The organism is Streptosporangium album, from assembly GCF_014203795.1.
GTDB lineage: Bacteria > Actinomycetota > Actinomycetes > Streptosporangiales > Streptosporangiaceae > Streptosporangium > Streptosporangium album.
The window spans coordinates 4,512,390-4,525,718 of record NZ_JACHJU010000001.1 but is presented as its reverse complement, the minus strand read 5'-3'; the positions used below and the strand labels follow the sequence as shown (position 1 = coordinate 4,525,718).

9 protein-coding genes are annotated in these 13,329 nt (G+C 72.6%); 1 reads left to right on the top strand and 8 read right to left on the bottom strand.

The annotated features are described in order from the left end of the window. Positions 1-73 precede the first annotated feature (73 nt). Positions 74-1,474, top strand: coding sequence for a DHA2 family efflux MFS transporter permease subunit (locus FHR32_RS21695; RefSeq protein ID WP_184755959.1), 1,401 nt, complete (start codon positions 74-76; stop codon positions 1,472-1,474). A 10-nt stretch (positions 1,475-1,484) separates the two neighbouring features. Here the strand turns inward: FHR32_RS21695 and FHR32_RS21690 are convergent, their stop codons facing one another. The 8 genes from FHR32_RS21690 to FHR32_RS21655 form a co-directional block, all read right to left on the bottom strand. Further along, positions 1,485-2,696: a hypothetical protein gene (locus FHR32_RS21690; protein ID WP_184755958.1), complete on the bottom strand. Its 1,212-nt coding sequence runs from the start codon at positions 2,694-2,696 to the stop codon at positions 1,485-1,487. Between the two features lie 31 nt (positions 2,697-2,727). After that, entirely contained in the window at positions 2,728-3,114 is a 387-nt protein-coding gene (locus tag FHR32_RS21685; RefSeq protein WP_184755957.1) for a Rid family detoxifying hydrolase, read from the bottom strand. Positions 3,115-3,143: 29 nt separating this feature from the next. Next, entirely contained in the window at positions 3,144-4,253 is a 1,110-nt protein-coding gene (locus FHR32_RS21680; protein WP_184755956.1) for an alanine racemase, read from the bottom strand. 38 nt (positions 4,254-4,291) lie between these two features. Beyond that, complete coding sequence (locus tag FHR32_RS21675) at positions 4,292-5,815, bottom strand: N-acyl-D-amino-acid deacylase family protein (protein WP_184755955.1); 1,524 nt, start codon at positions 5,813-5,815, stop codon at positions 4,292-4,294. 168 nt (positions 5,816-5,983) lie between these two features. After that, entirely contained in the window at positions 5,984-9,274 is a 3,291-nt protein-coding gene (locus FHR32_RS46080; RefSeq protein ID WP_184755954.1) for a DUF4153 domain-containing protein, read from the bottom strand. Positions 9,275-9,307: 33 nt separating this feature from the next. Next, positions 9,308-9,997 carry a response regulator transcription factor gene (locus tag FHR32_RS21665; RefSeq protein WP_184755953.1) on the bottom strand — a complete coding sequence of 230 codons (690 nt, stop codon included), beginning with the start codon at positions 9,995-9,997 and terminating at the stop codon, positions 9,308-9,310. 174 nt (positions 9,998-10,171) lie between these two features. Beyond that, complete coding sequence (locus FHR32_RS21660; RefSeq protein ID WP_184755952.1) at positions 10,172-11,113, bottom strand: GNAT family N-acetyltransferase; 942 nt, start codon at positions 11,111-11,113, stop codon at positions 10,172-10,174. A 145-nt stretch (positions 11,114-11,258) separates the two neighbouring features. After that, positions 11,259-13,271 (bottom strand): serine/threonine-protein kinase, encoded by a 2,013-nt coding sequence (locus FHR32_RS21655; RefSeq protein ID WP_184755951.1) that lies wholly within the window; start codon positions 13,269-13,271, stop codon positions 11,259-11,261. Positions 13,272-13,329 lie beyond the last annotated feature (58 nt).

Sequence of the window (13,329 nt, the reverse complement as noted above, 5' to 3'; positions counted from 1 at the left end):
CGAGTGTACGGCGTAGCGGCCTGATGATACGGTGTACGGAAAAACGCTACAGTGTACGGAAAGGCGATCACGGATGACCGCGACGCAGGCTCCCCCATCCGCCCGGTTCGATCCCGCGCTCCGCGGCGTCGCCCTCGCGGTGGTGCTCGGCACGATCATGACCACGCTCGACACGACCATCGTCAACGTCGCGCTCAACGTCCTCGGCCGCGACCTGGACGCCTCGCTCAGCACGGTCCAGTGGGTGATCACCGGCTACCTGCTGGCCCTGTCGATGACGATCCCGATCACCGGCTGGGCGATCGAGCGGTTCGGCGCCAAGGCGACCTGGATCGTCTCGCTGGCCCTGTTCGGCGCCGGGTCGATCCTGTGCGGTGCCGCCTGGTCAGCCGGATCCCTGATCGCCTTCCGGGCGCTGCAGGGCATCGGCGGCGGACTCCTCATGCCGGTCGCGCAGACCATGCTCACCCGCGCGGCGGGCCCCGAGCGGCTGGGGCGGGTGATGGCCGTGATCTCGATCCCGGGGATGCTCGCCCCCGCCCTCGGCCCGCTGGCCGGTGGGCTGCTCCTCGACCATCTCAGCTGGCGGTGGATGTTCTACGTCAACGTGCCGGTCTGCGCGGTCGCGCTGCTGCTGGCCGTACGGCTGCTCCCGCGTGACGAGGAGCGCCGTCCAGAAAGTCGCCTGGACCTCCTCGGCCTGGCCCTGCTCTCGCCCGGCCTCGCCGCAACGGTCTACGGGCTCTCCCAGGTCGGCGAGGGGACGGCCGGCACGCAGGCGTTCGCGGGGCTGCTGCTCGGCGCCGTGCTCATGGCGGCGTTCGTCGCCCACTCGTTGCGCGGGGCCGGACGCGCTCTGCTCGATGTGCGGCTCTTCCGCGACCGGGCCTTCACCGCCTCGACGGTGACCCTGTTCGTCTACTCCGTGGGGGTCTTCGGCGTGCTGCTGCTGGTCCCGTTGTACTCCCAGACCGTCTCGGGACCGGGCGTGCTGGCGGCGGGACTGCTGGTCGCCCCCATGGGGGCAGGCGCGATCGTCACCATGCTGATCGCCGGACGCCTCACCGACCGGCTCGGCCCCCACCGGCCCGGCATCACCGGGATCCTGATCGTGCTCGCCGGGATGTTCGCCTGCACCCGGGTCGACGTCTCCACCGGCCCCGTGCTGATGGCGGCCGCGATGTTCGTCATCGGCCTCGGGCACGGACTCGTCACACCGTCGATCATGGCGTCCGCCTACCGCACTCTGCCCCGGCCGGCCCTTCCCGGGGCGGCGACGGCCTCGCAGATCCTGATCAGGGTGGGGTCCGCCCTCGGCGCGGCGGTGACCGCCGTCGTCCTGCAGTCCCTCATCCGCTCGCAGGGCACGGGCGTCGGGACCTTCGCGACGACCTTCCGGTGGAGCCTGGTGATCGTCGCGGTCGCCGTCGTCCCCGCCCTGCTCATTCCCCGCCGCCCGGCACCCCCGGCGTGATCCGGCCGGGTCAGCCGGAGAGCGCGCCGGGGATGCGGTCGAGGACCGGGTACGGCACGAGCCCGTAGGCGTAGAAGTCCACCGCGTCGCCGCCCGCGGCCCGGACGGCGCGGACCTTCGCGTCGAGCCGGTCGGCCGAGTCGGTGTCGGGCAGGCCCGGCCGGAGCACGACCCGCAGCTCCCTGTGCCTGCCCGTCGAACGGCGGTAGGCGCCGACGTCGTCGGCGACCCTGGCGGCGTCGCGGGCGTAGGCGAACACGCCGAGTGAGGGCACCAGGTCACCGAGGGCGACCAGATCCACGCCGAGCTGCCATGAGTCGTGCGCGGCGAGCCCGGCCGAGGGCAGGCCGTCGGCCTGGCCCTTGAACCAGCCGGTCGCGTCGAGGAAGACCAGCCGGGAGCCCTCGGCGGCCACGGCCGCCGACACCTCCGAGACCAGCGAGGTCACCACCTCCGAGCGGGCCCGCGCGTAGGCGACCACCTCGGGCCCGGCGTAGGCGGTCAGTGCCGCCCGGGTCACCTCGCCCTGGGCGGGCGGGTCACCGTCGAGCACGCCACCCGCGATCCTGGCGCACTCCTCGCGCGCCACCTCGGCCTTGACCCCCAGGTCGGACGCGCGGCGCATGCAGAAGTCGCAGAAGCACAGGCCGAGCAGGAAGACGTCCATCGGCCCGAGCGGGACGGAGCCGCGCTCGGGGTGGTGGCCGTGGCCGAAGGTGGCGAAGTGCAACGCCTCGGCGACCACGCTGTCCACCCCCTGCCGGGCCACCGCCCGGCCCAGCGCCACGGCGTAGAGGCGGACGTCCGGGTGGGAAGGGCACAGGTCGGCGGGCGAGCCGCGGTCGCCGAAGCAGTTGCGTACCGTCACATCGGGGTTGGCCAGGCCGAGCGTGGTGTTCCGCAGGAAGACGGTCCAGCCGTGCAGCCGCAGGCCACGCTCGGCGGTGGCCCGGCGCAGGGCCGCCAGCGGCTCCTGTCCGGCGCCCTCCTGGACGGGCGGGACCAGGCGGAGCCCGCCGAACAGATCCTCGGGTGGTGTGAAGTGCACGCCATCCCTGCGGATCGTCACGCGGGACCTGCCGTGGGGGGTGACGTCACGGGCGCCGTGGCAGGCCGCCGCCACGGTCACACCCGCCACGCCGTATCCGGCGACCCGGTCAAGGACCGCTTCCAGGCCCTCCCCCCGCACGTCCTCGACATAGACGTACAACGAGCTGTCCAAACCGCCGCCCTCCCACGCAGTCGGTCAGACTCTAACGCGGCTTGTATGCCACGAAGTCGATCTCGACCAGGATGTCCATCAAGTCGGAGCCGACGGTCGTGCGGACCGGGTACGGCTTGGTGAAATAGGACTTGTAGACCTCGTTGTAAGCGGCGAAGTCACGCTTGAGATGCTGCAGATGGACGGTCGACTTCACCACGTCGTCGAAACCCAGACCGTGGACGGCGAGGATCGCGCCGAGGTTGCGCATCACCTGGTGGGTCTGCTCGGCCACGTCGGTCCCGACGACCTCGCCGGTCGTGGGGTCCAGCGGACCCGCACCCGAGGTGTAGACGAAGTCGCCGACCACGAGGCCCTGCGAGTAGGCGCCGATCGGCGCCGCTCCCTCGTCGGTCAGCAACTCCTGCTTGCCGCTCATCTCACCGCTCCTTTTCAGGGATCAAGAAACTAGAAACAGGTCGTCAACAGGTCGACGACCACATAGTCGTCGTCCACCACCGGCATGACCCGCCACTTGTCGAAAGCGGTGCACGGATGGGAGATGCCGAAGGACACCAGATCCCCGGGCTTGACCGGCGAGCCCGGAACGAGCCGCAGGACCGCGTGCTGGTCCTGGACCTTGAGCACCGTGGCGTCCGCGACGGCCCCGCGCGGCACCGGAAGCCCCTCGTCGAAAGGGGCGTCCCGCTTGCCGAACCCGACGACGGCCAGCCCCGGCTCGGGGACGGTCAGCACGTGCGCCCAGATCTCCAGCGCGGGCCGCAGCTCGCCCTCGATCCGGGTGTACGGCGTTCGCTCGCGGTAGTAGCCGTCGTCATGGGAGACGTAAGCGCCGCTGCGCAGCATGATCCTGGCCTGGCAGGCGGCGAGCTCCCGGCCGATCACGTCGAACCACTGGCTGCCGCCCACCGACAGGATCGGGTCGCGCACCCGCAGGTGCTCCAAGGCCTCCAGCAGGCGGTGCAGGTAGGCCCGCACCTCGGCGGCCGACGCCAGCGATCCTTCGTACCCGGCGACGCCCGCGAGCTCCACACCGTCCGCGGCCTGCGCCGCCGAGGCGACCTCCAGCAGGTGGGCGAGCGTGCGGCTGCCGCCCCGCCCGCCCTCGTGCCCGAGCTCGGCCAGCACCCGGAACGGCCTGCGTCCCGCGTGCCGCGACAGCGCCTCCACCCCGGCCACCGAGTCCACGAAACACAGGAACTCGGCCGCCGGATCCTCCTCCAGCCAGGCCGCCAGGGCGTCGAGCCCCGCCGGGTCGAAGACCTGGTTGGCCAGGATGATCCGGGAGACGCCGAACTCGCGCAGGGTGAGCGCCTGGCTGGGAGTGGCGGCCGTCAGCCCCCAGGCGCCCGCGTCGAGCTGGGCGCGGACCAGCTCGGGCGACATGGTCGTCTTGGCGTGCGGGACCATGATCAGGCCGTGCTCCCTGGCGAAGGCCGCGAGCGTCGCGATGTTGTGCTCCAGCGCGCCGCGGTGCGCCACCATCACGGGGAAGGTGAACGCCCCGCCGAACAGCGACGATCCCACGGCCCCGCCGGGGTCCACGATCCCCTTCACTCCACGCCCCTCTCTGGTTGCCTTGGAGGACCCTATCCTCAGGGACGCAGTGCCCGTCCGGGGGTGGCTCCGGTGAGCTTCCCCCCGGTGAGGACGGGGACGCCGGACACGAGGACGTCGTCGACACCGGTGGCCAGGGTGCGCGGGGCGGCGTAGGTGGCCCGGTCGGAGACCTCCGCGGCGTCGAGGACGACGACGTCGGCGGCCTGCCCGGGGCGGATCAGGCCCCGGCCCGCGAGCGCGAAGCGGCGGGCCGGGTGGGAGGAGAGGTGGACGGCGGCCTGCTCCAGCGCCCAGTCCCCGGTCTCGCGGACGTGGTGGCCCAGCATGCGGGCGAACGCGCCGTAGCCCCGGGGGTGGGGGTGCCCGCCGACGTAGATGCCGTCGGAGCCGCCCGTGTGGCACGGGTGGCGCAGGATCGCGCGGACCGACTCCTCGCCCTCGGGGCCCTCGTCGGGGCGGGCCGTCACGCAGCCGGCCTCCAGCCGGGTGTCGATCAGGATGCGGCGGCAGAACTCGCCCGGTTCGACCCCGGCCTCGGCGGCGGCGGCCGGGAGCGACAGCCCCTCGGCCCACTCGGCGCCCGGCACGTGCGAGAGGGTGATCCTCGGCCAGATCGCCGGATCCCACTCGACAGGTTCGGATTCCAGCAGCTCCAGTGCCCGGCCGGTGTCGGCGGCGGGGATCCACGACGGCAGCGCCACCATCGCCAGGATCGTGCTGCCCCGCAGGTAGGGGTAGGTGTCGAAGGTGACGTCCAGCCCGTCGAGCCGGGCCCGGTCCATCATCGGCAGCAGGGTCGACGCCGGGCCGTGGTAGTGCGAGACGTGCACGGCGGCGCCCGACCGCCGGGCGATGTCCGTCACCTCGGCCATGCCCGTCCCCGCCAGCGCGCCGTACCCGCGCATGTGCGTCACGTACGGCAGGCCACCCAGCGGCGCGCAGAGCGCGGCGATCTCCCCGGCGTCCGCGTAACGACCCGGGGCGTACTCCAGGCCGGTCGACAGTCCCACGGCCCCCTCCGACAGGCCGCGCTCGACGTGGGTGAGCATGCGGGCCAGCTCCGCGGCGGACGCGGCCCGCTCGGCGGCGCCCATCACGTCGTAGCGGATCGTGCCGTGCGGCAACAGGTAGGCGGTGTTCAACGCGGTCGCCCGGTCGTAGCCGGCCAGCAGCTCCCGCACGCTGAGCGGCCCGTCGGCCGACGGGTGGACCCCGTTGACGGCCGCGAAGTAGCGCGTGGCGTAGGCGAAGGTCTCCGGGGTGGAGGCGGGCGCGAAGGACAGTCCGTCCTGGCCGAGGACGAACGTGGTCACGCCCTGGCGGAGCGCGGCGAGCTGCACCTTCTGGTCGAACACCAGGGCGTCTCCATGCGCGTGGCAGTCGATCAGACCGGGCATGACGTGCCGGCCGGACGCGTCGATCACCGTCGCGGCCTCCGCGCCGCCCAACCGGCCCACCGCGACGATCCGGTCCCCGGTGATGCCCACATCCGCCCGGAAGACCGGGGAGCCGGTGCCGTCCAGAACCTGGCCGCCTACGACCAACACATCGAAAGACATGGTCGGATTCAATCATCCGCCGGGAACCGAACGGCTCGGCGCGGGCGGTGAACGCCTCCGCTCACCTCCGGCCTCCCGCTCCAGGTCGTGATCACCGTGGCCGGTGACCACGGGGTGCTCCGGACCCTTCCGGTACGGCTCCCGCCCGTGGACGGGAGCCGTACCGGGTCAGTCCTGGTACGGGATGCCCAGCCTGGAGGACTCCTGGGGGCAGGTGACGTCTCCGCGCACCGGCCGCCGTTCGAGCAGCTCCCGCGCCTGCTGCCGGGCGAGGTTCCAGCCGTTCCAGGCGTCGGGCGACCGCAGGCCGTTGGCCTCGACCACATCCCGCAGCACACAGCTGCGGACCGGTTCGGGCAGCCGGTCCAGCGCCGGTACGGCCTCCGCCCCGAGGTCCCCCAGATACTCCCGGTCGATCTGCTGCACGCCCCGGACGATGAGCTGGGTCTCCGCGACCCGCAGGTCCGGGTTCCACACCGCGAACGCCAGCAGCGCGACACCTGTCATCGCGACGAGGGTCCTGGGGAACCACCCGGCGCTCCCGCGCCGCGCCAGCCGTACCGCACCGGCGACCATGATCAGCACGAAGACGCCGCCCAGCCACCAGATGGTCGCCTCCACCGAGGCGCGCAGCCGGGAGAATCCGTAGGCGTCGACGTACAGGTCCAGCCGGTGCAGCGCGGAGAGGAGGATCACCAGGGTCAGCGTGCAGAGCAGGCCGAGCAGCCCGGCCATCAGCCAGCGGTCCCGTCCCGTGAGTTCGAGCGCCCCCGCGGCGACCGCCACGATCGCCAGCACGAACACGCTGACCACGACGAGCTGGAAGAACCCCGAGTGGGCGTACTCGGCGTAGGTCAGCCCGGTGGCCGACACCAGCCACCGGGTGCTGCCGAACAGCACCGTCACCTGCATCCCCACGAACACGGCGAACAGGAGGTTGAGCGCGGTGAGCGGGGTCACCCAGAGGCTACGGCTCACCCTGAGCCGCAGGTCGGGAGCCTGCGGCTCGGCCACGGGCCGCAGGCCCACCAGCACGGCGGAGGCGACGAGGACCGCGAAGACCACGAACAGCAGGACGCGCAGCGGCACCGACGACGCCCAGTCCTGACCGGTGAACACCCGTTTGACGGCATCGGCGAAGACCGCGTCCGCCGAGGCGAACAGCGCCCCGAAGACCGCCACCAGCACGATGGTCAGGCCACCCCCGACCAGGAGAGGCATCATCCGCCTGCGCAGCGGCACCCCTTCTGTCTTCACCTGCGCCGCCAGGAACCACGGCACCGGCAGCAGGCCCAGCAGCACCGACGCCCCGCCCCTGACCACGGCGAGCCAGCCCCGCCCCGCCCCCGAAACGGCGAGCGCGGCCAGCAGGAACCCGGCCAGCAGGAGCAGCCCGACGAGCCAGTCCGCGTCCCTGAACATCGCCACCCCGACCAGCCCGTACGCGATCACCCCCAGCGTCGCCGACCACGGGGTGACCCTCCGGCGCACGATCGGCAGCACCGCCGCCCCCATGGCGACGGCGACCAGCACGAATCCCAGGCCCATGGCGCTGTCGGGCAGGGCGAACGCCGCGAGGAGCCCGGCGGCTGCACACGCCGGCACCGCCCAGCGGGGGCCGACCGGCAGCTCCGGCCGGGGGAACACCGGCGGTGCCACGTATCCCCCCGGCGGCAGGCCGCCGCTCCCCTCGGGGCGCGGCGCAACCTCGACTCCCATGTCTCCGGCCGCCGCGGCCTCCCGCACCCGTACGGCCGTGCGCTGCGGATACGCCGAGGGCAGATGGGCGAGCGGGTCGCGGCGCCCCCAGGCGTCGCCGGACGCCGGAGGGGTGGTGGCGCCGATGACCGTGCCGACGAACGCCCCGGCCGCGAGGATGACGACCCCGGCCAGCAGGCCCAGCAGTGGCTCCATCAACCCGATGACGATGGCCGGCAGCACGGCGCCCAACAGGCCGATGAGACCACCGACGATGACCCCCATGAAAGCCGCGCCCCAGTTGCGCACCGGAGCCTGAGCGGGCGGACGGCGGAGCACGGGTTCGGGGGGGAAGGCGGGGGCCGGGTGCGGGACGGGCGGAGCCGCCTCGCACTCGACCGGCACGGGGATGTGAGCGCGCCCGGGAGAATCCCCGGCGATGACCGGCTCCGCGACGGCGGCCTCCCGGGTGGTCGGTGCGGGAGCAGCATCCGTGTGCGCGGGCTCTGGAGCGTCCGAGCGGACCGGCTCCCCGATGGGGACCTTCCCGGCGGAGGGCACGACGGCGTCCGCGTGGTGGGGCTCCGGAGCGACCGGGGAGGTCGGCACCGGCTCGGACGCCTCGGATGCGGGCGGTGCCGGGACGTCCGCCTGCCCAGGCCCTCCTGAGAGGTCCGGCACGGATCCGGGCGGCTCGAAGGCCGGCGCCCCCTGCGCGGGAGGGGTCATGGCGAGGTCGGGTCCGTCCGGGTCGTCCATGGTGATCCTTCCTGGGAGATCGACGGCGACGCGGCAGCCGGCGCCTTCTTCGACGTGGATGGAGCCGCCGTGCAACTCGACGATCTCCTTGGCGATGGCCAGACCGAGACCGGCGCCCCCGTCATCGGCGGCCCGGCCCGCGTCAAGGCGGGAGAAGCGTTCGAACGCCCGTGCCCGGTCCTCCGCCGGGATGCCCGGCCCCTCGTCGGTGACGCGCAGCCGTACCCCCTCCCCCTCGGCGACCGCCGCCAGCACCACGACCCCGCCGTCGGGGCTGTGCCGTACCGCGTTGTCCAGCAGGTTCGCCAGCACCTGTGCCAGCAGGTCGGGGTCGGCGCGGACGCTCAGCTCCCCGGGCACCTCGCAACGGGCCGTGACTCCGTCCCCGGCCAGTACGGCCTCCCGCAGTGCCTGGTCGCACAGCGGGCCGAGCTCGACGTCCTCCGACTCGATCCGCCGGGCCCCCGACTCCAGCCGGGACAGGTCCAGCAGCTGGGCGACCAGCCGGCCGAGCCGCTCCGTCTGGGCCAGCGCCGTCTCCAGCGTCGCCTGGTCGGGCGCCGAGACGCCGTCCACCATGTTCTCCAGCACCGCCCGGAGCGCGGTGATCGGCGTGCGGAGCTCGTGGCTGACGTTGGCCACCAGCTCACGTCGCTGCCGGTCCACCTCGCCGAGGTCGGCCGCCATCGCGTTGAAGGCCCGGGCGAGCTCGCCGACCTCGTCACGGGAGGTCGCGGTGACCCGCAGGCCATAGCGCCCCTCGGCGATGGTCTGCGCGGCGGCGGCCATCTCACGCAGCGGCTTGGTCATCCCCCGGGCGAGGAGCTGCACCATGATCAGGGCCAGTACGGCGGCCACCGCGACCCGCACGTCGCGCGAGTAACCGGCGTTGATGCCGACCTCGTTGACGACGAACGCCGCCGCCACGGCCAGCAGGATCACCATGCCGAGTTTGACCTTGATCCGGCCCAGGAAGTCGAGGGGTCTCAATGGTTGACGCATCCATGTGTTCGAGTGTCGGAAAGGGCGATCGGCTCACCGGCGGACGAGGGCGTAGCCGACTCCGTGGACGGTCCGGACGACGCCGGGGCCGAGCTTGCGGCGCAGGGCGCGCACGTGGCTGTCGACCGTCCGGGTGGCGGCGGCCTCGGAGAACCCCCAGATGTCGGCCAGCAGCCGCTCCCGCTCGAACACCTGGCCCGGCCGTTCGGCGAGGCGGCAGAGCAGGTCGAACTCCGTCCGGGTGAGCTGGGCCTCGGCGCCCCGCACGTAGACCCGGCGCTCGGCGGTGTCGATCTCGACGTCTCCGGCGCGGACGACCGTGTCCACCACGGCGAGCTGGGAGGCCCGTTCCACCCGTCGCAGCAGCGCGTGCACCCGGGCGACCAGCTCGCGCATGCTGAACGGCTTGGTCATGTAGTCGTCGGCACCGACCCCGAGCCCCACGAGCAGGTCGGTCTCCTCCCCCAGCGCGGTGAGCATGAGCACCGGCACCGGGCGGGCGGCCTGCATCCGCCGGCACACCTCCAGCCCGTCGAGGCCCGGCAGCAGCCGGTCGAGGACCACCACGTCGGGTGCCGACCTCGCGTAGGCCGCGAGCGCTCCCTCTCCGTCCCCGACGACATGGACGTCGAAGCCCTCGGCGGCCAGCCGGTGCCGTACGGCCCGCGCGATCGTCTCGTCGTCCTCCACCACGAGGACATGTCGTTGCTGAGGGGATGTCATGCCCGGCAGCGTAGACCGGGCCTGTGCAGACATCCTGTGATGAATTGTGCAGGTTCTGCACATTCGGCGGGGAGAACCCCAGGACGGCCCCGCATCCGGAGACGGCGTCCGCCGGCGAAGGAACCGAAAAGCAGGCCCCGCGTCGGGGCCTCCGCGGGCAGAGGCCCCGACGGGTCAGACCATGATCAGCCGACGGCCGGTGATCCGGTAGCCGATCCGGGCGAACGCGGCCGCCATGGGCGCGTTGCCCACGTCGGTGTTGTCCCTGACTTCGGGCTCGCCCTCGGCGGTGAAGATGTGCAGCGCCTCGGCGGCCATGTCGGCGGCGTAGCCGTGGCCCCGATGGGCGGCGTCCACCCCGATGTAGCCGATCGTCGCGAAGCGGGAGTTGCGGGTGGGCATCACGATGCCGACCAGGTCACCGGAGGCGTCGTGGGCCAGCCGCCAGCGGTCGCGGCCGCCGGGGAAGTCCGCGACCTCGCCCAGGATGATCTCAGCGGCCCTCCGGGCGCCGTGCTTCTCGGCGTCGGTCACGCTGTAGGCGTCGAGACTGTCGGGGAAGGTCCTGGCCAGCAGGTCGAGGACGAGCGCGTCGTCGGTGGCGGGCGTGAAGGTGAGCCGGGTGGACCTGGGCGGCAGGCCGTACTCGGGGGTCCAGCGCAGGTTGAGCCGTTCGATGAACCTGCGCAGCCCGGCCTTCCCGGCCGCCTCGACCCGGTCGGCGACGTCGGCCACGGCGTCCGGCCGCTCGTTCCAGTCGGCCGGCAGGAACAGGTGGAAGTCAGGCCGCGCACCGGCGGGCGTCGAGTATTCAGGGGTGACCAGCGCGGCGTAGGCGGCCCGCAGCAGCGCGGCGCCCACCTCGATCCGGTCGGGTCCGGTGCCCGGGTCGAACCAGTCGAGGGTGAAGGGGTGCTCGGAGCCCGGCGGGCCCCAGAACGCGGCACGGGCGACCACCTCGTCACCGCGCAGCGCGACCCAGAGCCACTCCGGCCGGTAGCCGAGCTCTTCGAAGGGGAGGTTGCGCGCGCCGACACCGGAGGCGGGCAGCGGGCCATAGCTGTGGAACAGGTCGAACTCGCCCACTTCGAGCGGACGGAACAGCAGAGCAGTCAAGTGAGACTCCGAGAGAGCGTGCGCTCCCCGGCTCTCAGGCGGCCTGTCGCCCGAGGCGGGAGCGCGTGATCATGGTGGCGAACATCTACTCCTCACCTCCTCTTGCTCGAAGGGAAGGCAACCGTATCGACCCTTCCGTCCGATCTCAACCGGAAAATAATCGGGGGCCTGGAGAACGGCCCGACATGGTGATGCTCCACGCCCGCACCGTGCCGTCGTCGTCGCCGGAGACGGCGACCGCCCTCCCGCCCACCTGCCCCAACGCCACCGAACGGACAGACCCGGCATGACCGGCCAGAGGCGCGCCGAGCTGCCTGCCCGCCGCCAGATCCCACACCCGCACCGTGCCGTCGCCGCCACCGGAGACGACGACCGCCCTGCCCTCCGCCTGCCCGACCGCCACCGAACGGACAGACCCGGCATGACCGGCCAGAGGCGCGCCGAGCTGCCTGCCCCTCGCCAGATCCCACACCCGCACGGCGCTGTCACCGGAGACGGCGACCGCCCTCCCGTCCATCTGCCCGACCGCCACCGACCAGACGGTCCCCACGTGGCCGACCAGGGATTCACCGAGCTGCCTGCCCGCCGCCAGATCCCACACCCGCACCGTGCCGTCGTCACCACCGGAGACGGCGACCGCCTTCCCGCCCACCTGCCCCAACGCCACCGAACGGACGACACCCACGTGCCCGCTCAGAGGTAGACCGACCCGCCTGCCCGCCACCGGGTCCCACACCCCGACCGTGCCGTCGTCACCACCGGAGACGACGACCGCCTTCCCGCCCACCTGCCCCAACGCCACCGAACGGACAACACCGGCGTGACCTCCCAGAGGCGCACCGAGCTGCCTGCCCGCCGCCAGATCCCACACCCGCACCGTGCCGTCGTCACCACCGGAGACGACAACGGTCACCCCGTTCACCTGTCCGAACGCCACGGACAGGACACCGCCCGCGTGACCGGACAAGGAGGTGCCGGTCTGCTTCCCCGCCGTCAGGTCCCACACCCGCACCGTGCCGTCGCCGCCACCGGAGACGGCGACCGCGGCCCCGTTCAGCCGCCCGAACGCGACAGACAGGACACCGCCCACGTAACCGGTCAGAGGCGTGCCCGGAACGTTTCCCGACGGGGCCGTGGAGTTCGTACCGACAACCGTCCCTGAACCGGCCCCGTCCGGCCTGCTCAGCCAGGAGGGGACGGCCACGCCGACCCCGGCGGCGGCCAACGCGATCAGACCACCGAGCAGCACACGACGCCGCCGGCCAGAGGTGACCCCCGACACCGAACCGACCGGCACACTCACCCCCACCGACCCACCCGGCACCAAGCCCGGCAGAACGGAAAGACCAGGCCGATAGTCATGGGTGAGATGACGCAACACCACAGCGGCACCGGGCCGCTCACCCGGACGTTTGTCCAGACACGCCGCCAGCAACGGACGCAACTCCTCCGCCACCCCGTCCAGATCGGGCTCACCCACCACGATGGCATGCATCACCGCGGGCAGGGACGGCCCGCGGAAAGCCGGATGACCCGTCGCGGCGAACACCATCGTGGCCGCCCACCCGAACACATCGGCCGCCGGCCCGGCCGGCCGGCGCTCGAACCGCTCAGGCGCCATGTACGCCGGGGTACCCACCGGACCCGAACGCGTACTCACCTGCTCCAGCACCCGCGAGATCCCGAAATCGATGACCACCGGACCCTCCGGGCCCAAGATGACATTGCCGGGCTTGACATCGTGATGGACGACCCCGGCCCGATGGATCGCGGCCAGCGAGGTCAACGTGGCCACCGCCAGACGGTGCAGACCACTGCCGGCACGCGGACCGTCCCGGGCCACCAACGCGTCCAGCGCGATCCCGGGGATGTATTCACTGACGATGTAGGGACGACCGCGAAACACCCCCATGTCCAGCACCCGCGCGGTGCAGAAGGGCGCGATCCGGCGGGCGATCTCGGCCTCGCGCAGCAGCCGCCGGCCCGCACCGGGATCGGCCGCCGTCCGGGCGTGCAGCACCTTGATCGCCACCGGTGTGCCGGTCGGGGTACGGGCGCGATAGACGATGCCCTGACCGCCCTCACCCAGCACCCCGATCAGCAGGTGATCACCGATCCGCTCGGGATCTCCCGGCTCCAGCGGGCGGCGACCCGGCAACGCCCACCTCTTCCCCTTTTATGGAAACCCGGTCATGGAAACCCGGTCATGGAAACCT